The organism is Streptomyces sp. NPDC055966 (assembly GCF_042269865.1).
In the GTDB taxonomy this organism is placed as follows: domain Bacteria; phylum Actinomycetota; class Actinomycetes; order Streptomycetales; family Streptomycetaceae; genus Streptomyces.
On the sequence record NZ_JBHJYK010000001.1, the window covers coordinates 824,664 to 843,975 of the forward strand.

Sequence of the window (19,312 nt, forward strand, 5' to 3'; positions counted from 1 at the left end):
GGTTCCGGGGCCTTTCTCGTGCGTGGTCTCAGATCTCGTACGTCGCCCGGGGCGCGGCCAGGTCCACCGGCCCGCCGAACACCGCGCGCGCGTCACGGAGGTTGGCCTCCGGGTCGGTCCACGGCGGGATGTGGGTGAGGACCAGGCGCCGGGCGCCGGCGCGCGCGGCCGACTCACCCGCCTCGCGGCCGTTGAGGTGGAGGTCGGGGATGTCTTCCTTGCCGTGCGTGAACGCGGCCTCGCACAGGAACAGGTCGGTGTCCCGGGCCAGCTCGTCCAGGGCCTCGGTGACGCCCGTGTCCCCGGAGTACGTCAGGGACTTCCCGGCGTGCTCGACGCGGATGCCGTACGCCTCGACGGGGTGGCGGACCAGGTCGGTGTGGACCGTGAAGGGGCCGATCTCGAACGTGGAGGGCTTGACCGTGTGGAAGTCGAAGACCTCGCTCATCGAGGAGGCGGAAGGGGTGTCGGCGTACGCCGTGGTGAGGCGGTGCTCGGTGCCTTCGGGGCCGTAGACCGGGATGGGGTCGCAGCGGCCGCCGTCGTGGCGGTAGTACCGCGCGACGAAGTACGCGAGCATGTCGATGCAGTGGTCGGCGTGCAGATGGCTGAGGAAGATCGCGTCGAGGTCGTAGAGACCGCAGTGGCGCTGCAGCTCGCCCAGGGCGCCGTTGCCCATGTCGAGAAGCAGCCGGAAGCCGTCGGCCTCGACGAGGTAGCTCGAACAGGCCGATTCCGCGGACGGGAACGACCCCGAGCAGCCGACGACGGTGAGCTTCATGAAGCAGAAACCTCCGTTGGCGGTGAAGATCAGAACGGCAAGATCAAATGGGTGGGAAAACGGGGGTCGTGCGGTTTGTCGAGCGTAAGGCGCGAAAGCGCGGGTCGCTCCTCCGCAAAGGGCCGTTGTGGGCGAACTCACCTGCGCTGTCACCGGTTCGGCTGGAAAGGGGGCGCAGAAGGAACACCAAGGGCGCGCGATCCGCAGCGCGCGCCGGTAACGTCGTCGTATGGACACGTCCTGGTGGCTGGCGCTCGCGGCGGTGGTACTGCTCGCGCTGGTCGCCACGCTCGTCGACGGCTGGGGCCGCGGCCGCCGGCCCGGTGGTCGGCGGCTGCGGCCGCCGGGGCGCGCCGGTACGCGCGCGCGTGACGGACGGCCCGTCCCGGGGGACATCTGGTGGGCGGACGTCCCCTACGAGGACCGGAAAGAATCAAAGGGGGCCGCGCGTAGCGCGTCGGATAGGGCGGTGGCGGGCGACGGGAGGGCGAAGGACCGGCCGTGTCTGGTGCTGGCGGTGCGCGGGAACCGGGCCACGGTCGCGAAGATCACCAGCAAGTACCACGACGAGCGGTCCGGGGTGATCCCGCTGCCCCCGGGCGCGGTCGGCGACGCCCGGGGCAGGCCCAGCTTCCTGGAGACCGACGAACTGCGCGAAGTGCCGGTCGGCGACTTCCGGCGCCGGGTGGGTGTGGTGGACCCGGTGCTGTGGGACCAGGTCCGGCATCTGGCGGGCTGAGCACCCCTACTTCACGGTCACCGTGACCGCCCACTCCTGGATGCCCATGCACGACACCCCGCCGGGCTTCGTCGGCTGCGCGCACAGCGGGCGGGACGTGGTCAGCTTCTCGGTGCCGGCCGCCACGGCGTGGTAGGCGGCCGTGGCCTGGCCCGGCCGGATGACGAAGCCGGTGTTGATCGCCTTCAGGGCGGTGCCGCTCGCCTGGACCGGCTTCCAGGGGCGGGACTTGGTGCCCTCCAGGGTCAGCCGGACCTCGCCGCCCTTGGCCACGCAGACCGTGCGGCCGGCGTCGGTCGCCTTCAGCTCGACGGTGGAGGCACAGCCGCCGGCCGGTGCCGAGGGCGAGACCGTGCCGGCACTTCCGGTGTCCGTGCCCTTGCCGCCCTTGCCTCCCTGGTCGCTCGTGCCGCTCTTGGAGCCGCATCCGGCGAGCAGCAGCACCGCGGCCGCGAGGGCTGCGAGGGACGTCGCGCTACGACGCATGGGTTTCGCCTTTCTGCCGTGGCCGTGGGGAGTCGGCCGCCTGGTGCAGATGAGACGTACCGGCACGACGAACGGATCCCGCACGCGGAATATTTCCTTCCGCGTGCGGGATCACGGGTGGTCCGGGTGGTTCAGGCGGTGCGGATCAGCTGGTCGTCACGGCCGTGTCGTCGATGACGAAGCTGGTCTGGAGGGAGGAGTCCTCGACACCGTTGAACTTCAGGGTGACCGTCTGGCCCGCGAACGAGGACAGGTCGAAGGTCTTCTGCGCGTAACCCGAGTTGGCGTTGAGGTTCGAGTAGCTCGCCAGGGTCGTCGAACCGGCGCTCACCGTCAGCTTGTCGTACGCGGTGCTGCCGGTCTCGGCGGTGTCGATGTGCAGGTAGAAGGTGAAGCTCGCCTTGCAGCCGGCCGGGATGGTCACCGACTGGGACAGGGTGTCGGTGTGGCTGGAGCCGTAGCCGTCGAGCCATGCCTTGTACGAGCCGCTGTGGGCCGCCTCACCGGTGTCGTTGGTGATGACGCCGCTGGTCGCGGTCCAGCCGGTGCTGCCCGACTCGAAGCCCGGGTTCGCCACCAGCTGGGAGGAGGTGCAGCCGCCGCCGGAGGTGCCGACGGTCCAGGTGAAGGAGGTCGAGCCGGTCGCGCCGGTCGAGTCGGTCGCGGTGACGGTGACCTGGTAGGTGCCCGCGGTGGACGCCGTGCCGGAGATCAGGCCGGTGGAGCTGTTGATCGACAGGCCGGTCGGCAGGCCGGAGGCGCTGTAGGTCAGGGAGGCGCTGCCGCTGTCGGAGGCCTTGATCTGCAGGCTGGCCGAGCCGCCCGTGGTGGTGGACTGGCTGCCCGGGTTGGTGACGGTCACCGTGTTGCCGCCGCTGCTGCCGCCGGAGGTGAAGGCGGCGGTGCCGTTCGGGGTGCCCCAGCCGGTCGGGCCGTCGTAGCCGGTGCCCGCGGTGCAGAAGTACGACGGAGAGCAGGAGCCGTTGTTGCCGCTCGTCACGTCGTACAGGTTGCTCGTGTGCTGGTACGGGTACTTCGCCGGGTAGTCACTGGAGCCCGGGGTGCCCGCGAGGGCGTAGACACTCGCGATGATCGGCGAGGAGGCGCTGGTGCCGCCGTAGACCGCCCAGCCGGAGCCGCCGAAGGTGTCGTAGACCGCCACACCGGTGGCCGGGTCGGCGACCGCGGAGACGTCGGCCTCCATGCGCTTGGAGCAGCCGGTGTCGGTCTGCCAGCTCGGCTTCGGGTCGTACGCCGAGCAGCCGGAGCCGGTGCCCTCGGTGCTGGAGGTGTTCCAGACGGACTCGGTCCAGCCGCGGGAGTTGGAGGCGGTGGAGAGCGCGGTGCCGCCGACGGCGGTCACGTACTGGGAGGTCGCCGGGTACTCGGCGCCGTAGGCGGAGTCGCCCGCGGAGACGGTGATCGCGACGCCCGGGTGCTTGAAGTACTGGGAGTCCTCGCTGGTCTGGGCGGAGGACTCGGAGCCGCCCCAGCTGTTGGAGACGAACTTGGCGCCGAGCGCGACGGCCTCGTTCTCGGCGGTGCCGAGGTCGGAGTCGGTGGCGGAGTTGGCCTCGACCAGGACGATGCTGCAGTTCGGGCAGACCGCGCTGACCATGTCGATGTCGAGCATCTCTTCACCGGCCCAGCCGGTGTCGTTGGTCGGCAGCGAGGTGGTGGAACCGGTCTGGCTGACCTGCTTGAAGCAGCCGTTGGCCTTGGTGCAGGCGGACAGGCCGTAGGTGGAGCGGTAAGTGGCCAGGTCCGACTCGGCGTTGGGGTCGTTGTAGGCGTCGACGATGCCGACGGTCATGCCCGAACCGGCCGACGTCGGCAGGTTGTAGGCGCTGTGCAGGTTGGCCGGCGAGAGGCCGGAGGGGGTGGCGGCGGCGAGCGCCGCGGCGAGCCGCTGCTTGATGTCGGTGCGGCGCTGCGCGAAGCAGGACGCCTCGCCGGGCTTGGCGGTGGCGCACAGGTGCTGGGTCGGCACCTTCTGGCCGGCCTTGCCGGTCGAGTGGAACGCCTGCCGCTGCGGGGCGGTCAGGGCCTTGCTGTTCTGCGTCACCTTGGAGGTGTGGGGCGCGGGAGCTGTGGCCGCCTGGGCCGCCCCTGCCGTGGGTGCCGCGGTGAGTCCGGCGACGGTGAGGGCGAGGGCGGGGAAGGCGACGGCGACGAGTCTTCGCAGACTCCGTCTCCGGCTGCTCGGGCGTGACTCACGCATGGGGTGCTGCCTCCGGTTGAAGTGGGGATTTCACTGGATTGGCAGGCCCGTGACGCGCGTAGCGGCGGTGCCGCGCAGTCATGAGCATGACACTCGCAGACACCTGTCATGGCGCCGAGTGAGCGTGACATGACAGGGTGCGCCGAGGAACGTAGCTCCGGCGGGGCCGGGACCGGCAGTACCGGGGGGATTTCTTTGCCTCGCCATAGGAATGGCTTAGCCCCCTCATGAGAGGGGGCTGGTGACCGCTTGATGCGCGTTAATGCGGTGTTACGGCGTTACGCCCAGAGCTGGCCCTGGAGCGTCTCGATGGCCTCCTCGGTGGTGGCCGCCGTGTAGACGCCGGTGGACAGGTACTTCCAGCCGCCGTCGGCCACGATGAAGACGATGTCGGCGGACTCCCCCGCCTTGACCGCCTTGCGGCCCACGCCGATCGCCGCGTGCAGGGCGGCGCCGGTGGAGACGCCCGCGAAGATACCCTCCTGCTGGAGGAGTTCACGGGTGCGGGTGACCGCGTCGGCCGAGCCGACCGAGAAGCGGGTGGTGAGGACCGACGCGTCGTACAGCTCCGGTACGAAGCCCTCGTCGAGGTTCCTGAGGCCGTAGACGAGGTCGTCGTAGCGCGGTTCGGCGGCGACGATCTGGATGCCCGGCCGGTGCTCGCGCAGGTAGCGGCCGACGCCCATCAGGGTGCCGGTGGTGCCGAGGCCCGCGACGAAGTGGGTGATCGACGGCAGGTCGGCGAGGATCTCCGGACCCGTCGTGGCGTAGTGGGCGCCGGCGTTGTCCGGGTTGCCGTACTGGTAGAGCATCACCCAGTCGGGGTGCTCGGCGGCCAGTTCCTTGGCCACGCGCACGGCGGTGTTGGAGCCGCCCGCCGCCGGCGAGGAGATGATCTCGGCGCCCCACATGCCCAGCAGGTCCCGGCGCTCCTGCGAGGTGTTCTCGGGCATCACGCACACCATGCGGTAGCCCTTGAGCTTGGCGGCCATGGCCAGCGAGATGCCGGTGTTGCCGGAGGTGGGCTCCAGGATCGTGCAGCCCGGGGTCAGCCGGCCGTCCTTCTCCGCCTGCTCGATCATGTGCAGCGCGGGGCGGTCCTTGACCGAGCCGGTGGGGTTGCGGTCCTCCAGCTTGGCCCAGATCCGGACGTCGGCGGACGGCGAGAGCCGCGGCAGGCGCACCAAGGGGGTGTTGCCCACCGCGGCCAGCGGGGAGTCGTAGCGCATCGCTGCTCAGCGACCGATCAGCGCATGCCGCCGGCCACGGCCGGCAGGATCGTCACGGTGTCGCCGTCGGACAGCTTGGTGTTGATGCCGTCCACGAAACGGACGTCCTCGTCGTTCAGGTACACGTTGACGAAGCGGCGCAGCTGGCCGTTGTCCACGATGCGGGCCTCGACGCCCGCGTGCCGGGTTTCGAGGTCGGCGAACAGCTCGGCGAGGGTGTTCCCCTTGCCCTCCACCGCCTTCTCACCGTTGGTGTACGTGCGGAGGATGGTCGGGATGCGGACCTCGATGGCCATGGTCGCGGGCTCCTGTCGGAAAGGGTCGGAAAGTGGGCGCACGGCGTCGCGCGCCGTGGCTCACGGCCGTACGGCGGCGGGAAACGTCAACAGATGGCGCTGTTCAGCCTGCACAGATCGACGTGCAGCCGCGCCACGAGCAGCATGCCCGGCGCTTTCTCGCTCACGTCGTTCAGAACCATGCGCTCATCGTAACGATTCCCGGTCCGGGTCCCGGAGTGTGATCCCGCATGCCGGACGCATTTCGTCCGACGGCTGAGATCAGTAGGCCTCCACGACCGTGACCTCCTCCTCCGTGACCTCGCCGTCCACGATCCGGAAGGATCGGAACTGGAAATCGCCGAGGCCGTCGGCGTCGGCGGTGGAGACGAGGACGTAGTGGGCGCCGGGTTCGTTGGCGTAGGAGATGTCGGTGCGCGAGGGGTGGGCCTCGGTGGCGGTGTGGGAGTGGTAGATGACCACCGGCTCCTCGTCGCGGTCGTCCATCTCGCGGTAGAGCTTGAGCAGATCGCCCGAGTCGAACTCGTAGAACGTGGGCGACATCGCCGCGTTCAGCATGGGGATGAAGCGCTCGGGGCGGTCCGAGCCCGCCGGGCCCGCCACGACGCCGCACGCCTCGTCGGGGTGGTCCTTGCGCGCGTGGGCGACGATCTGGTCGACGAGGGCCTGGGTGATGGTCAGCATGCTCGCCAGAATAAGCGGAGCGCGCGAAGCGCTCGTTTGGGATGGTGGTGGGAGACGGGCGGGAAAGCAGAAGGGCCGTTCCGTACCGAGGGATGGTACGGAACGGCCCATATGCCGGACGTCCTGAGCGGCGGCCGCGGCGGGGCACCACGAGAGCCCCGCGCGGCCGGACGTCCCGGGGAGGAGGTCAGCGCTTGACGAAGGCCGCGGCCTGCGGGTTGCGGCGCCTGAGCACCCAGTAGGAGACGCCGAGGATCGCGGCCCACAGCGGAGCACAGTACAGCGACACCCGGGCGTCCTTGTCGATACCCATGAGCACGATCACCATGAAGATGAACGCGAGCGCGGCGTAGCTGGCGTACGGCGCCCACGGCGCGCGGAACTCGCTCTGCGGCAGCAGTCCGCGATCGGCCTTCGTCCGGTAGCGGATCTGGCAGATCAGGATGACGATCCAGGCCCACATACCGGAGATGGTCGCGAAGGACACGACGTAGTCGAACGCCTTGCCCGGCCACTGGTAGTTGATCCAGACGCCGACGAGCATCAGCGCGGCGGAGAACGTGGTGCCGACGAGCGGGGTGCCGCTGCGCGTCAGCCTGGTGAACACCTGGGGTCCCTGGCCGTTCTGCGCCAGGTCACGCAGCATGCGGCCGGTGGAGTACATGCCGGAGTTGCAGGAGGAGAGCGCGGCCGTCAGGACGACGAAGTTCACGATGCCGGCGCCGACGGACAGGCCCATCTTCTGGAAGGCGGCCACGAAGGGGCTCACGCCCGGGTGGAACTCGGTCCACGGCACGACCGACAGGATCATGATCAGCGCGCCGACGTAGAAGACGGCGATGCGCCAGGGCACGGTGTTGATCGCCTTGGGCAGGACCTTCTTCGGGTCCTTGGACTCGCCCGCGGTCACCCCGACCAGCTCGACGGCGAGGAAGGCGAACATGACCATCTGGAGGGTCATCAGGGTGCTGCCGACGCCGTGCGGGAAGAAGCCGCCGTCGTTCCACAGGTGGCTGACGGAGGCGGTCCTGCCCGCGTCGGAGAAGCCGACGGTGAGGATGCCGACGCAGATCAGGATCATGCCGATGATCGCGGTGACCTTGACCATGGAGAACCAGAACTCCAGCTCGCCGAAGAGCTTCACGGAGATCAGGTTGGCGGCGTAGAGCACGATCGTGAAGATCAGCGCCGAGACCCACTGCGGGATCGCGAACCAGTACGTCATGTAGGCGGCCGCGGCGGTGACCTCGGTGATGCCGGTGACCACCCAGAACAGCCAGTACGTCCAGCCGGTGACGAAGCCCGCGAAGGGGCCGATGAACTCGCGCGCGTACTCCGAGAACGAACCCGACACCGGGCGGTACATCAGCAGTTCGCCGAGTGCCCGCATGATCAGGAAGATGACGAGGCCCGCGACGGCGTACGCCAGGATCAGACTCGGGCCGGCCTTGGAGATGCCCTTGCCCGCGCCGAGGAACAGGCCGGTGCCGATGGCACCGCCGATGGCGATCATCTGGATCTGCCGGGCCCCGAGCCCGCGCTGGTACCCCTCGCCGCCCTCGCCGTCCCGCACGGCCTCATTGCCGTCGTGATGCTGATCGACCTGCGCTGAGGTCATGTGTGGTGCGCCTTTCTCCATGCCGAACCGCGGCCCTTCGTCGGCCTCGGATCGGGTTTCGATCCCCCCGGATTGATGGAGTTGTGCCTGGCCGACGGTCGTCGGCTCGGTGGCGCACCCGGCCTGACATGGGTGGCGTCGGCCGGGCGGTCGTGAAGATTTATCACGGCCGCAATATTGATCACAGGGGCGCGTTGTGGCGCACCGCACAGGGAAAAGCGGACAAAGAACGGCCAAATGCGGCAAAACCGGCCGCAATGGTAACGGGATCGTTATCCGGATTTGAGCGTCCGCTGAGCGAACACGCGAGCGGGCATATCAGGGCATCAGGGTCGTCACGAGGGTCTCCTGGAGGCCGCCGAGCCACAGGTAGGCCATCACCATCGGCTTGCGCGGGTCCTCGTCCGGGAGCCGGTAGAGCAGGTCGGTGTCGTCCTCGTTGGTGATCTCCAGCCGGGAGCCGATCGCGAGGCGCAGGTCGTTCAGGGCGCCGAGCCACTGCTTCGACTCCTGCGGCGCCAGCTTCAGCACCGCCCCGCCCTCGTCCACCGGGGCGAGCGCGTCGAGGGCGCGGATCACCGCGAGGGCGTTCTCCCGCTTGCCGGCCCGCAGGTCGTTCTCGGTGTAGCGGCGGAACTCGGCGGAGTGGGCCCGGCGCTCCTCGGCCTCGGCGGGCGAGTCCGGGACCTTCTCGGGGTCGCTGTAGGCGTCCGGGAAGAGCCGGCGCAGCACCGGGTCGGCGGGCGGCTCGCTGGGCCCTTCCGCGAACAGCTCGGCGAGCGGGTCCTCGGGGGCCTCGGCGCCGGGGCCGGGGCCGATCAGCTCCAGGAGCTGGACGGCCAGCGACCGGATGATGGAGATCTCGACGTCGTCGAGCGCGACGGCCGCGCCGCCGCCGGGAAGCGGTTCGAAATGTCCGGGCATCTGAAGGGGTTCGCTACTTCCGGTCCTGCTGGAGGGTGGCCCACAGACCGTACCCGTGCATCGCCTGCACATCGCGCTCCATCTCCTCGCGTGTGCCGCTGGAGACGACCGCCCGGCCCTTGTGGTGGACGTCGAGCATGAGCTTGGTGGCCTTGTCCTTGGTGTAGCCGAAGTACGACTGGAAGACGTACGTCACATAGCTCATGAGGTTGACCGGGTCGTTGTGCACGATCGTGACCCAGGGGACGTCGGGCTCGGGTACGGCGAAGACCTCCTCCGCCGACTCGGTGCGTTCGATCTCTACGGGCGCGGGTGACGTCACAGAGCCCATGCTGCCACGGCGAGGAAAAATCGTCACACCGACGAAAAGGGGTGTAGCATCCATGGCCATGAACACAGCGGACCTTGGGCTGCCGGTGGACGTTCCCTCGACGGCGCTCTTCACTGACCAGTACGAGCTGACCATGCTCCAGGCGGCCCTGAAGGCCGGTACGGCCGAACGGCGGAGCGTGTTCGAGGTCTTCACCCGGCGGCTGCCGGACGGGCGCCGCTACGGCGTGGTGGCGGGCACCGGACGCGTCCTGGACGCGGTGGAGAACTTCCGCTTCGACCCGGACGTCCTCGGCTTCCTGCGGGAGCGGAACATCGTCGACGAGCGGACCCTGGCCTGGCTCGCCGACTACCGCTTCGGCGGTGACGTGTGGGGCTACCCCGAGGGCGAGGTGTACTTCCCCGGCTCCCCGCTGCTGCGGGTCGAGGGCACCTTCGCCGAGTGCGTGCTGCTGGAGACGGTGATCCTCTCCATCCTCAACCACGACTCCGCCATCGCCGCGGCCGCCTCCCGCATGGCCTCGGCCGCCGGGGACCGCCCGCTGATCGAGATGGGCGCCCGGCGCACCCACGAGCTGGCGGCGGTGGCCGCGGCCCGCGCGGCGTACGTCGGCGGCTTCGCCACCACCTCCGACCTGGCGGCCGGCTTCCGCTACGGCATCCCGACCGTCGGCACCTCGGCCCACGCCTTCACCCTCCTGCACGACCACGAGCGCGACGCCTTCCGGGCCCAGGTCGACACCCTCGGCCGGGGCACCACGCTGCTCGTGGACACGTACGACGTCGCCGAGGCCGTCCGTACGGCCGTGGAGGTGGCCGGACCCGAGCTGGGCGCGGTCCGCATCGACTCCGGTGACCTGCTGCTCGTCGCGCACCGGGTGCGCCAGCAGCTGGACGAGCTGGGGGCGGCCGACACCAAGATCGTCGTCACGTCCGACCTGGACGAGTACGCCATCGCCTCCCTCGCCGCCGCTCCCGTGGACGCGTACGGCGTCGGCACCCAGCTGGTGACCGGCTCCGGGCACCCGACCTGCTCCATGGTCTACAAGCTGGTCGCCCGCGCCGAGTCCGGCGACCCGAAGGCGCCGCTGGTGCCGGTCGCGAAGAAGTCCAGCGGCGGCAAGACCTCCATCGGCGGCCGCAAGTGGGCGGCGCGCCGGCTCGACGCGGACGGGGTCGCCGAGGCCGAGGTCGTCGGCACGGGCCCGGTGCCGCCGGAGCTCGCGGACCGGCAGCTGCTGGTGCAGCTGATCAAGGGCGGGGACGTGCTGGGCCGCGAGCCGCTGGACGTCCCCCGCGGCCGGCACATCGCCGCCCGCGCGAATCTCCCGCTCTCCGCCACACAGCTCTCCCGAGGGGAACCCGTCCTTCCGACGGAGTACCTCACGGAGCGCTCGGGTAGCTAGGCCCTGTCGTCACATTCCCGTCCGCCCCCGCGTCCGCCCCCTCCCGTCCGGGCCCGGAAGTCTCTAGGCTCGGTTGATTAACCGACAGTCGAAGGACACCCACCATGCGCCGCGCCTTGATCGTCGTAGATGTGCAGAACGACTTCTGCGAGGGGGGCAGCCTCGCGGTGTCCGGCGGCGCCGACGTCGCCGCCGCGATCACGGAGCTGATCGGCCAGGCGGCCGGGAGCGGATACCGGCACGTGGTCGCCACCCGCGACCTCCACATCGCCCCCGGCGGCCACTTCGCCGACGACCCCGACTACGTCCGCTCCTGGCCCGCGCACTGCGTCGCGGGCACGGAGGGCGTCGGCTTCCACCCGAACTTCGCCCCGGCCGTCGCCTCCGGGGCGATCGACGCGGTCTTCGACAAGGGCGCGTACTCGGCGGCCTACAGCGGCTTCGAGGGCAGGGACGAGAACGGCGTCCCCCTGGCCGACTGGCTGCGCGAGCGCGCCGTCGACGAGGTCGACGTGGTCGGCATAGCGACCGACCACTGCGTCCGCGCCACCGCCCTGGACGCCGCCCGCGAGGGCTTTCGCACCCAGGTCCTGCTGGACCTCACGGCGGGCGTCGCCGGGGAGACGACGGAGCGCGCGCTGGAGGAGCTGCGGGAGGCGGGCGTGGAGCTGACGGGCAAGCCGGTCGTCAGCGGCTAGACCCCGCTCCCCCGCGCGGCTACGCCACCGCCGATCTGCGAAGAAGTGCCCTGATCGGGTGCCACAGCTCGGTCACGATGACACCGTTGTCGGCGGGGGCCGTCCGCCATATCAGGCCGTCGGGGTGGTGCAGGACCGCCGTGATCTCGTCCGGGGTCGGCGGGGCGGCGTTGCCCCGTAGATAGATCGCGCGCAACCCCAGGTTGCGCAGCCTGGTCAGGGCGCGCGCCCGGTTCTGGGCGTGCACGAGTACGCGCACCCCGGCGGAGTCGTAGGGCAGGTTCAGTGCCACCACGACCGTGCCGTTCGGCAGCTTGGTAAAGCCTCCAGCGGCCATGCCGTCAGATCCCCGTTCCGGTCGGTGTCAATAAGCGGTCCACAGGACGCACCTAAACACGATCGGCGGCAACCCGCCAAGGGTTTGCCGCCGATACGCGCCTGACCTGCATAAATGCCGACTACTTCACCGCGGGACCGACTTCCAGCTCGATCGTCGAGCCGTTTCGGGCCTGCTTGGTGATCTTTATCCTGGTGTTGGTGTCAGTGACCTTGACACCGCCGGTCGGGTTCGCCGGGTCGTAGTAGGTGCCGGTGTGGTCGTCGAAGACCGGCACCCCCTTCTGCGACTTGATCCTGGTCGCGACGCCCGACTGGTGCAGCGTGATCGCGTCCGTCGGCTCCAGCGTGAAGGTGGAGTCGTAGGCCTGCATCCGGTTGCGCAGCAGCGTGCCGTCGGACCAGCGCAGCGCCTTCGGGTGGGCGTCGACCGGCAGGATCAGCCCGGTCCCCGGGTGGGCGTTCGCGTTGGTGTTGTTGTCCGCCTGGGAGGTGTCCCACTTCCAGACCAGCAGACCGTTCTGGTACGGGTAGTGCTCCACCCAGTCGGGGCGGCCGGTGTTCTGGTAACCGAAGTTGTACGGGCCGGACTTGAGGGTCCTGTCGTACGACACGTACTGCCGGTTCTCGGCGAGGTAGTACTGCTTGTAGTCCTTGGTGAAGGACGCGCCGATGCGGGAGAAGCCGGAGGCGGTCCAACCGGCGTCCGCGGACTCGGCGTTGTCGGAGAACAGGGGCGTGCCGTCCGCCGTGACCGTGATCTCGTCCGCCGCGAAGCCCTTCAACGCCACGCCGCCGTCGGTCTGGTAGCGGAAGCGCAGGTCGATCTTCTTGCCCGCGTAGGCGTCGAGGGAGTACGACAGCTTCTTGTACGCGTCGGCCGTGCCGGTCAGCGCGGGCTTGCCGGAGCCGTCGCGCGGGACGGTCTGGCCGTCCACCGTGCCGTCCAGTGCGGTCCAGTTGGCGCCGCCGTCGGTGGACACCTCGGTGTAGAGGTAGTCGTAGCCGTTCTCGATGTCGTACCAGCCGTCCAGGCTCAGGGTGGCCGAGGCCCTGCCGGAGAGGTCGACGGAACGGGTCAGCGTGTTCTTGAGGTTGTCGCCGCTGCCGCTCCACCACTGGGTCGAGCCCTGCGCCGGGGTGACGACCTCGGTCGTGACCGCCTTGTCCGGCAGCGAGACGACCACCGCCTGGCGGTACTTGGTGTTGTACTCGGCGTAGCCCAGCTTGTGCCAGGAGGAGACGCCGGCCTTGGCGGTGTCGTAGTTCAGCCAGCCCAGCTGGAGCTTGTCCCAGGCGTTCAGGTCGCCGGGCAGGTCGCCGATGGCCTCCTTGCCGGTGCCGAGCCAGGAGCCGGAGGACATCAGGGTCCAGAATCCCGTGGAGTTGTCGCCGCCCGCGGTGTCGTACTCGTCGGGCAGGCCGAGGTCGTGGCCGTACTCGTGGGCGAAGACGCCGAGGCCGCCGTTCTCCGGCTGGATGGTGTAGTCGCCGACCCAGATGCCGGTGTCGCCGACCTGGGCGCCGCCGAGCTTGTTGCCCGCCGGGCCGGTCGCGCCCGCGTCGGTGCCGAAGGCGTACCAGCGGTGGGCCCAGATCGCGTCGGTGCCCTGGGCGCCGCCGCCCGCGGACTCGTCCTCGCCGGCGTGCACGATCTGGAAGTGGTCGACGTAGCCGTCGGGCTCGTTGAAGTTCCCGTCGCCGTCGTGGTCGTAGCGGTCCCACTGGTCGTACCGGGCGAGGTCCTTCTTGATGTCGGCGTCCGACTTCCCGGCCGCCTTCGCCCCCGCGACCCAGGCGTTCAGACCGTCGCTGACCACGTTCCACACGCTCGGGCAGTTGGTCGAGCCGCAGGCGTTGTTGCCGTAACGGGCCTCGTTGTAGGGGACCTTGACCCAGTCCGCGACCTCGCCGTCGACCGAGTAGCGGCCCGAGGACTGCTTCTCGTAGTACTTCTTCAGCGACTCGGTCGTCCTGCCGGTGCCGAAGTAGAGGTCCTGGTAGTGCTTCCGGCCGTAATCCGCCTGCCAGGCCGTCGAGTTGTCCTTCGTACGGTCGGGCGCGGCGATCGTGTTGTGCAGCGGGCCCGCGGTGCCGCCGTACTTCGGGTCGGTCCGGTCCCCGAACTCCACCAGGATCGTGAAGATCCTGTCGTTCTTCTCGCGGCTCAGCTCGACGTACTTGCCGTCGCCCTTCTTGCTCCCCAGTTCCACGACCTTGGAGCCGTCACGGTCCTTCGCCTTGGCCTTGCCCGCGATCAGCTGGTTCAGGGCCTCCTGGCGCTGAGCCCTCTGCGTCTTGCTGAGCGGGCCGTCGAGGTCGTGCGCCTGCTGCTTCACCGGGGCCGGGTCGTGCCGGTGAGCGGCGGCGGTGCGAGCCGGCCGGGTGGCGGCCTCCGCGACGGCGAAGGTGGCGAACGTGGCGGAGGCCGCCGCCAGCGTCACGCCGATCGCGGCCGCTCTGAACGTCCAGGATCTGCTGGTCACTTGAGTTCCTCCCCTGCGTCTGTCCGACGCATGTCAAGTGACGTAATTTGACTAGAGGTTTAGAAGAAAAGACAGATCTTGACTCACTCGGGCCGTGTGCACTATGCGGAGCTGACGTTCGCTTTACGCACCTGCAAGCGGACTATGCCTCCACCCCATGACTCCGTGCGCCCCCTGTGCACCGGAACCGTGGGTTAGGTCACGCTTACCAGCCGTCCCCCTCGGGCATGCACGCGGAGAGAGTCGAACGGCACCCCACCTGTTCCCCCGACAATCCCCCGAAGACTTCCGAGGACACGATTGCCATGCCTCGTCCGACCGCCGCACAGCTCGCCTACGGTTCCTGCACCGTGATCTTCTCGACGCTCGCCATGCTGCTGCTGTCCCAGACGAGTTCGGGCCTCGGGATCACCGTCATCGCCCTCGCGGCCCTGGCCCTCGGGCTGCTCGTCGCGATGACGGTGCCGCTGCCGAAGGCCCGCGCGGCCGTGGCACCGGCCGACCCCGTCGAGCCCGCACCCCAGGAAGAGCCGGTCTCCCTGTGAGGGACGGACACGAGAGCGGCGGGCTCGTGACAGCTCACGAACCCGCCGCTCTCGTGTCGTGTCCACCGCACCCGGTCGCAGCACCCCGTCAACCCGTCAACCCGTGCTGACCACCACCGTCTTGGCCGCCTTGTCGTGCAGGCCCTGCTTGTACGGCTTGTCGAAGTAGCTCCAGCCGCCGCAGATCGCGGTCCAGACGCAGGCGCAGCAGAACGCGAACGGCACCCACAGCACCAGGGAGCGGATCAGCATCGTCTGCACGGACGGGGTGGCACCGTCGTCCAGGTTCGCCACCCGCATGCCGAGCCACTTCTTGCCGAGGGTCTGGCCGTACTTGCTCATCATGAAGGTGTCGTACGCGATGTAGAGCACGGCGCCGATGAACGACTGCCCGACGGACTTGCCGACCTCGACGTGATCGCCGTTGATGTTGTACTCGCGCACCCCGAACGCCCAGGTGAGCAGCCAGACGACGATGCCGACGAGGATCATGTCGAGGATCCGCGCGAGGGTGCGCCGGGCGCTGTCGGCCAGCGGGGGCATGCCGGCCAGCGGGTCGGCGGGGTAGCCGCCGTAGGGGCCGCCGCCGTACGGTCCGCCGCCGGCCGGCGGGGGCGGCTGGGCACCGCCGTACGGGGTGTCGTACGGCGAGCCCGGCCCCTGGTCCGACGGGGGCCGCTTCCTGAACGGGTCGTCCTCGGGGGGCTGCTCTCCGGAGCCGGGGGGCGGTTCGCTGCTCATGGCCCGAGTGGATCGCGAACACCCCGGCTCCGCACCCGGCGGGCGGCCGTACGGAGTAGCCCCTCGCGTACGCCGGCCGGTACGTCAGCCGGCGACGAAGGTGTGCGCCGCCTTGTCGTGCCAGCACTGGTGCCAGGGCCGGTCGAACAGGCACCACAGCACGCCCACGATCCCGATGCCGAGCAGCCCGGGGATGCTGTAGACGAGCCAGCGGCGCAGCGCCGGGCCGAAGGCCGGGGGCTCGTGGGCCTCGATGTCGCGCACCTCCAGGCCCAGCGCCCGCTTGCCCAGGGTGCGGCCCCACTTGGCGGTCGGCACCACCTCGTAGGCGACGCCGGCGAGGAGGAGGACGGCGAGCACGATGCCGAGGCTGGTGGCGGTCGTGCCGTCGAGCAGCCAGACAGTGACCTCACGGCCGGACAGCCTGGCCGCGTCGATCTTCTGCTGGACGTGGTCGGCGGCGCGCAGGCCGAGCGGTACGGCGGCGGTGGCCGTCACGGCGAGCACGATCAGGGTGTCGATCAGCCGGGCCGCGAGCCGCTTGCCGACTCCGGCGGGCCGGGCCGCGGCCTGGCGGCGCGCGGCCGCCTGGAAGACGTCCTCCACCGGCGGCTTCCACGGCGCCATGGGCTGCTCGTCCCCGCCCCCGGCCAGCTGGTGCACCTGCTGCGCCCAGGAGGCCTGGCCGCCGCCCGGCCCGCTGGTCAGCGGGGTGCCGGGGCCGCCGGCGGGAGCACCGCCCTGCGCCGGCACCGAGGGGGCGACGGCGGCGGGCGCCTGGGCCTGCTGGGCGGCCTGGGGCGGCTGCGGCGGCTGAGCGGCCGCGGCACGCGCGGCGGCGGCCTTGCCCGCACCGAATCCGGGGCCCTCGGCCGGAGAAGGCGCGGCGGCGGGCGGGGTGGCCCGGCCGACGGGCCCCTGCGGGCCGAAGCCGCCCGGGGCGCCGGCGGAGTTCGCCGTACCGGCGCCGGGCCCGGCCTGGCCCGGCACGAAGCCCGTACCCGGCCGGCCGGCGGCGGGCGCTCCGGGGCCGGAGGTCTGCGGGCCAGGGGTCTGCGGGCCGAAACCGGAGCCCGCCCCGGCGTCCGGAGCGGCGGCCGGCCGGTCGCCCGGCCTGCCCTGGCCCGGTACCGGGCGGAACGTCATCGTGCCCTCGTCCCTGACCGCGGCGGGGCCGGGGACCGGGCGGCGGAAGATGAAGGTGCCGCCGGGGTCCGGGCCGTCGTCCTGCGCCGGCGGGTTCGAGGCCGCGTCGGTAGGGCCGCCCGGCCCGCCCTGCCCCGCCGCCGGGACCCTGGGATCGGCGCCCCACGGGGTACGCCCGTCACCGGCGCCCGCCCCGCCCTGCACCCCGCCCGCACCGCCGCGCTGCCCCTGCTGCTGCCCGGTGGGCGCGGGCTGGGGGTCCTCGTCGAAGAAGTGCGGCCCCGTCTCCTCCACGGCCGGGGCCGGGGTCACCGGGCGGACGCCCGGGGGCGGGGTGAGCGGCTCACCGTCGTGCGGCGCCGGGCGGCTGGTGCCGGGCACCCAGGAGGCGCCGTTCCAGTACCGGACGTAGCCGGGGATGGACGGGTCCGGGTAGTAGCCCTCGCGGGGCCGGTCGTCACCTGGGGCCGGGGTTGGGGCGCTCATGTCCGTCGTCCCGTATCTGCTCGGGGGTGTGCTGAAGGCTCCACATCTATCAGACCGGGGCGGCCCGCAGCGCCAGTCCCGCTCGACCGAACCCCTTCCGGGCAACGCCGGACCCGGCTCTCACAGATCCCCGGAAAGAATTTCCCAGAACCCGCGTAATGGCGCGGCCCCTGCCCTCTCTCCCCCGGTGCGGGCCCGTTCCGAGGCCCCCGGCAAGAGAAGAAGGGCAACGTCATGCATCACACCGTGGTGGAGCGGGAGCTGGAGCTGAAGCTCATCCTGTCGCCGGAGCGCAGCATCCCGGTCCCGGCCCGGCTCGCCTACCGCTCCGACGATCCGTACGCCGTCCACATCACCTTCCACATCAACTCCGAGTCCCCGGTCAACTGGACGTTCGCCCGCGATCTGCTGGTGGAGGGGGTGTTCCGGCCGTGCGGGCACGGGGACGTGCGGGTGTGGCCGACGAAGGCCGACGGGCGCAGCGTCGTGCTGATCGCGCTCAGTTCGCCGGACGGGGACGCGCTGCTGGAGGCGCCGATCCCGCAGGTGTCGGCGTGGCTGGAACGGACCCTGACGGCGGTGCCGCCGGGGACGGAGGGCGAGCAGCTGGGCATCGACGACGCCCTCGACCAGCTGCTCGCCCAGTGAGCCCGGCGAACCCCGCCGGCCCGGTCGGCCCGGCCGGCCGACGGGGGACCGGGGGCTCAGAACAGCTTGCCCGGGTTGAGGATGCCCAGCGGGTCGAAGGCGTGCTTCACCGCGCGCTGCATCTCCACCCCGACCGGGCCGATCTCCCGGGCCAGCCACTCCTTCTTCAGTACGCCGACGCCGTGTTCGCCGGTGATGGTGCCGCCCAGCTCCAGGCCGAGGGCCATGATCTCGTCGAAGGACGCGCGGGCCCGCCGGGACTCGTCCTCGTCCCGGGCGTCGAAGCAGACGGTGGGGTGGGTGTTGCCGTCGCCGGCGTGCGCGCAGACGCCGATGGTCAGGTCGTACGTGGCGGCGATCCGCTCGACGCCTTCGAGCATCGCGCCCAGCCTGGAGCGGGGCACGCACACGTCGTCGATCATCGTCGTGCCCTTGACCGCCTCCAGCGCGGTCAGCGAGAGCCGCCGGGCCTTCAGGAGGAGTTCGGACTCGGCGGCGTCCTCGGCCGGGACGACCTCGGTGGCGCCGGCCGCCTCGCACAGGGCGCCGACGGCGGCGAGGTCGGCGGCCGGGTCCGGGGTGTCGAAGGCGGCCAGCAGCAGCGCCTCGGTGGTCTCCGGCAGACCCATGTGGGCGAGGTCGTTGACCGCCTTGACGGTCGTACGGTCCATCAGTTCGAGGAGGGAGGGGACGTGGCCTCCCTCCATGATCCGGCAGACGGCGTCGCAGGCCGCCGCGGCGGAGGGGAACTCGGCGGCCAGCACCAGCTGCCGCGGCGGCTTCGGCTTCAGCGCGAGGACGGCCCGGACGACGATGCCGAGGGAGCCCTCGGAGCCGACGAAGAGCCGGGTGAGGTCGTAGCCGGCGACGCCCTTCGCCGTGCGGCGGCCGGTGGACATCAGGCGGCCGTCGGCCAGCACCACGTCCAGCCCGAGCACGTACTCGGCCGTGACGCCGTACTTCACACAGCACAGGCCGCCGGAGGCCGTGCCGATGTTGCCGCCGATGGTGCACATCTCCCAGCTGGAGGGGTCCGGCGGGTAGTACAGGCCGTGTTCCTCGACCGCGCGGGAGAGCGTGGCGTTGACGACGCCCGGCTCGACCACCGCGATCCGGTCGACGGGACTGATCTCCAGGATGCGGTCCATCCGGGTGAGGGACAGCACGACGCAGCCGTCGGTGGCGTTCGCGGCGCCGGACAGACCGGAGCGGGCGCCCTGCGGGACGACGGGGACGCGCAGCTCGGTCGCGACGCGCATGACGTACTGCACCTGTTCGACGGTGCGGGGCAGGACGACGACGGCGGGGGCGCCGGCCGGGCAGAAGCTCGCCATGTCGCGGGCGTAGGACGCGGTGACGTCGGGGTCGGTCAGGACGGCCTCGGCGGGCAGGCCGGCCAGGAGCCGGTCGGTGAGGTTGCTCGTCTCTGCGGTGTCTTCGGAGCGAGGGGCTTCGATACGGCTCATGATCACAGCGTGACACTCACGGCCATCGGTGTGAACCCCGTCCCGA

20 protein-coding genes are annotated in these 19,312 nt (G+C 70.8%); 5 read left to right on the forward strand and 15 right to left on the reverse strand.

Going from position 1 to position 19,312, the window contains the following annotated elements:
* Nucleotides 1-28: 28 nt before the first annotated feature.
* Entirely contained in the window at nucleotides 29-781 is a 753-nt protein-coding gene (locus tag ACFC8N_RS03840; protein WP_356034133.1) for an MBL fold metallo-hydrolase, read from the reverse strand.
* 229 nt (nucleotides 782-1,010) lie between these two features.
* Between ACFC8N_RS03840 and ACFC8N_RS03845 the strand changes: the two genes are divergently transcribed.
* Nucleotides 1,011-1,520: a type II toxin-antitoxin system PemK/MazF family toxin gene (locus ACFC8N_RS03845; protein ID WP_376286075.1), complete on the forward strand. Its 510-nt coding sequence runs from the start codon at nucleotides 1,011-1,013 to the stop codon at nucleotides 1,518-1,520.
* Between the two features lie 6 nt (nucleotides 1,521-1,526).
* On the opposite strand, the gene ACFC8N_RS03850 is transcribed toward ACFC8N_RS03845, so the two are convergent.
* From ACFC8N_RS03850 to clpS, 9 genes are all read right to left on the reverse strand, one after another.
* On the reverse strand, nucleotides 1,527-2,006 hold the full coding sequence (locus tag ACFC8N_RS03850; protein ID WP_356034128.1) for a hypothetical protein: 480 nt from the start codon (nucleotides 2,004-2,006) through the stop codon (nucleotides 1,527-1,529).
* Nucleotides 2,007-2,151: 145 nt separating this feature from the next.
* A complete protein-coding gene (locus ACFC8N_RS03855) occupies nucleotides 2,152-4,227 on the reverse strand; it encodes a putative Ig domain-containing protein (protein ID WP_356034126.1) in 2,076 nt (691 codons plus the stop codon).
* 278 nt (nucleotides 4,228-4,505) lie between these two features.
* Complete coding sequence (locus tag ACFC8N_RS03860; RefSeq protein ID WP_356034123.1) at nucleotides 4,506-5,456, reverse strand: cysteine synthase; 951 nt, start codon at nucleotides 5,454-5,456, stop codon at nucleotides 4,506-4,508.
* Nucleotides 5,457-5,473: 17 nt separating this feature from the next.
* The gene (locus ACFC8N_RS03865) at nucleotides 5,474-5,752 is read right to left on the reverse strand and encodes a MoaD/ThiS family protein (protein ID WP_356034121.1); all 279 of its coding nucleotides are present in this window, start codon (nucleotides 5,750-5,752) and stop codon (nucleotides 5,474-5,476) included.
* Between the two features lie 86 nt (nucleotides 5,753-5,838).
* A complete protein-coding gene (locus ACFC8N_RS03870) occupies nucleotides 5,839-5,934 on the reverse strand; it encodes a putative leader peptide (RefSeq protein ID WP_023550193.1) in 96 nt (31 codons plus the stop codon).
* Nucleotides 5,935-6,013: 79 nt separating this feature from the next.
* Nucleotides 6,014-6,436 (reverse strand): Mov34/MPN/PAD-1 family protein, encoded by a 423-nt coding sequence (locus ACFC8N_RS03875; RefSeq protein ID WP_376286081.1) that lies wholly within the window; start codon nucleotides 6,434-6,436, stop codon nucleotides 6,014-6,016.
* A 187-nt stretch (nucleotides 6,437-6,623) separates the two neighbouring features.
* On the reverse strand, nucleotides 6,624-8,054 hold the full coding sequence (locus tag ACFC8N_RS03880; RefSeq protein ID WP_356036858.1) for an amino acid permease: 1,431 nt from the start codon (nucleotides 8,052-8,054) through the stop codon (nucleotides 6,624-6,626).
* A gap of 318 nt (nucleotides 8,055-8,372) precedes the next feature.
* Nucleotides 8,373-8,978: a DUF2017 domain-containing protein gene (locus ACFC8N_RS03885; protein WP_376286084.1), complete on the reverse strand. Its 606-nt coding sequence runs from the start codon at nucleotides 8,976-8,978 to the stop codon at nucleotides 8,373-8,375.
* Nucleotides 8,979-8,991: 13 nt separating this feature from the next.
* Nucleotides 8,992-9,309 (reverse strand): ATP-dependent Clp protease adapter ClpS, encoded by a 318-nt coding sequence (clpS, locus tag ACFC8N_RS03890; RefSeq protein WP_356036862.1) that lies wholly within the window; start codon nucleotides 9,307-9,309, stop codon nucleotides 8,992-8,994.
* 58 nt (nucleotides 9,310-9,367) lie between these two features.
* Between clpS and ACFC8N_RS03895 the strand changes: the two genes are divergently transcribed.
* Together ACFC8N_RS03895 and ACFC8N_RS03900 are read left to right on the forward strand one after the other, a co-directional pair.
* On the forward strand, nucleotides 9,368-10,714 hold the full coding sequence (locus ACFC8N_RS03895) for a nicotinate phosphoribosyltransferase (protein WP_356036864.1): 1,347 nt from the start codon (nucleotides 9,368-9,370) through the stop codon (nucleotides 10,712-10,714).
* 104 nt (nucleotides 10,715-10,818) lie between these two features.
* A complete protein-coding gene (locus tag ACFC8N_RS03900) occupies nucleotides 10,819-11,412 on the forward strand; it encodes a nicotinamidase (protein WP_356036866.1) in 594 nt (197 codons plus the stop codon).
* 19 nt (nucleotides 11,413-11,431) lie between these two features.
* Here the strand turns inward: ACFC8N_RS03900 and ACFC8N_RS03905 are convergent, their stop codons facing one another.
* On the reverse strand, nucleotides 11,432-11,749 hold the full coding sequence (locus tag ACFC8N_RS03905; RefSeq protein ID WP_356036868.1) for a hypothetical protein: 318 nt from the start codon (nucleotides 11,747-11,749) through the stop codon (nucleotides 11,432-11,434).
* 121 nt (nucleotides 11,750-11,870) lie between these two features.
* Nucleotides 11,871-14,234: an immune inhibitor A domain-containing protein gene (locus ACFC8N_RS03910; RefSeq protein WP_376286089.1), complete on the reverse strand. Its 2,364-nt coding sequence runs from the start codon at nucleotides 14,232-14,234 to the stop codon at nucleotides 11,871-11,873.
* Nucleotides 14,235-14,539: 305 nt separating this feature from the next.
* Here ACFC8N_RS03910 and ACFC8N_RS03915 point away from each other — a divergent pair, with 305 nt between their 5' ends.
* The gene (locus ACFC8N_RS03915; protein ID WP_071372259.1) at nucleotides 14,540-14,779 is read left to right on the forward strand and encodes a hypothetical protein; all 240 of its coding nucleotides are present in this window, start codon (nucleotides 14,540-14,542) and stop codon (nucleotides 14,777-14,779) included.
* 96 nt (nucleotides 14,780-14,875) lie between these two features.
* On the opposite strand, the gene ACFC8N_RS03920 is transcribed toward ACFC8N_RS03915, so the two are convergent.
* Nucleotides 14,876-15,520, reverse strand: coding sequence for an RDD family protein (locus ACFC8N_RS03920; protein ID WP_356036872.1), 645 nt, complete (start codon nucleotides 15,518-15,520; stop codon nucleotides 14,876-14,878).
* A gap of 84 nt (nucleotides 15,521-15,604) precedes the next feature.
* A complete protein-coding gene (locus ACFC8N_RS03925; protein ID WP_356036874.1) occupies nucleotides 15,605-17,152 on the reverse strand; it encodes an RDD family protein in 1,548 nt (515 codons plus the stop codon).
* A 234-nt stretch (nucleotides 17,153-17,386) separates the two neighbouring features.
* Here ACFC8N_RS03925 and ACFC8N_RS03930 point away from each other — a divergent pair, with 234 nt between their 5' ends.
* Nucleotides 17,387-17,800: an SsgA family sporulation/cell division regulator gene (locus ACFC8N_RS03930; protein WP_356036876.1), complete on the forward strand. Its 414-nt coding sequence runs from the start codon at nucleotides 17,387-17,389 to the stop codon at nucleotides 17,798-17,800.
* Between the two features lie 56 nt (nucleotides 17,801-17,856).
* Here the strand turns inward: ACFC8N_RS03930 and ACFC8N_RS03935 are convergent, their stop codons facing one another.
* Nucleotides 17,857-19,272, reverse strand: coding sequence for an FAD-binding oxidoreductase (locus tag ACFC8N_RS03935; protein WP_376286094.1), 1,416 nt, complete (start codon nucleotides 19,270-19,272; stop codon nucleotides 17,857-17,859).
* Nucleotides 19,273-19,312: the final 40 nt, after the last annotated feature.

What these genes read in the sequence shown, in the direction of transcription:
- ACFC8N_RS03845 (WP_376286075.1), top strand. Translation starts at nt 1,011, where the DNA reads ATGGACACGTCCTGGTGGCTGGCGCTCGCGGCGGTGGTACTGCTCGCG.
- ACFC8N_RS03855 (WP_356034126.1), bottom strand. Translation starts at nt 4,227, where the DNA reads ATGCGTGAGTCACGCCCGAGCAGCCGGAGACGGAGTCTGCGAAGACTC.
- ACFC8N_RS03870 (WP_023550193.1), bottom strand. Translation starts at nt 5,934, where the DNA reads ATGGTTCTGAACGACGTGAGCGAGAAAGCGCCGGGCATGCTGCTCGTG.
- ACFC8N_RS03900 (WP_356036866.1), top strand. Translation starts at nt 10,819, where the DNA reads ATGCGCCGCGCCTTGATCGTCGTAGATGTGCAGAACGACTTCTGCGAG.
- ACFC8N_RS03905 (WP_356036868.1), bottom strand. Translation starts at nt 11,749, where the DNA reads ATGGCCGCTGGAGGCTTTACCAAGCTGCCGAACGGCACGGTCGTGGTG.
- ACFC8N_RS03930 (WP_356036876.1), top strand. Translation starts at nt 17,387, where the DNA reads ATGCATCACACCGTGGTGGAGCGGGAGCTGGAGCTGAAGCTCATCCTG.
- ACFC8N_RS03895 (WP_356036864.1), top strand. Translation starts at nt 9,368, where the DNA reads ATGAACACAGCGGACCTTGGGCTGCCGGTGGACGTTCCCTCGACGGCG.
- ACFC8N_RS03850 (WP_356034128.1), bottom strand. Translation starts at nt 2,006, where the DNA reads ATGCGTCGTAGCGCGACGTCCCTCGCAGCCCTCGCGGCCGCGGTGCTG.
- ACFC8N_RS03885 (WP_376286084.1), bottom strand. Translation starts at nt 8,978, where the DNA reads ATGCCCGGACATTTCGAACCGCTTCCCGGCGGCGGCGCGGCCGTCGCG.
- clpS (WP_356036862.1), bottom strand. Translation starts at nt 9,309, where the DNA reads ATGGGCTCTGTGACGTCACCCGCGCCCGTAGAGATCGAACGCACCGAG.
- ACFC8N_RS03865 (WP_356034121.1), bottom strand. Translation starts at nt 5,752, where the DNA reads ATGGCCATCGAGGTCCGCATCCCGACCATCCTCCGCACGTACACCAAC.
- ACFC8N_RS03875 (WP_376286081.1), bottom strand. Translation starts at nt 6,436, where the DNA reads ATGCTGACCATCACCCAGGCCCTCGTCGACCAGATCGTCGCCCACGCG.
- ACFC8N_RS03920 (WP_356036872.1), bottom strand. Translation starts at nt 15,520, where the DNA reads ATGAGCAGCGAACCGCCCCCCGGCTCCGGAGAGCAGCCCCCCGAGGAC.
- ACFC8N_RS03915 (WP_071372259.1), top strand. Translation starts at nt 14,540, where the DNA reads ATGCCTCGTCCGACCGCCGCACAGCTCGCCTACGGTTCCTGCACCGTG.
- ACFC8N_RS03925 (WP_356036874.1), bottom strand. Translation starts at nt 17,152, where the DNA reads ATGAGCGCCCCAACCCCGGCCCCAGGTGACGACCGGCCCCGCGAGGGC.
- ACFC8N_RS03840 (WP_356034133.1), bottom strand. Translation starts at nt 781, where the DNA reads ATGAAGCTCACCGTCGTCGGCTGCTCGGGGTCGTTCCCGTCCGCGGAA.
- ACFC8N_RS03880 (WP_356036858.1), bottom strand. Translation starts at nt 8,054, where the DNA reads ATGACCTCAGCGCAGGTCGATCAGCATCACGACGGCAATGAGGCCGTG.
- ACFC8N_RS03860 (WP_356034123.1), bottom strand. Translation starts at nt 5,456, where the DNA reads ATGCGCTACGACTCCCCGCTGGCCGCGGTGGGCAACACCCCCTTGGTG.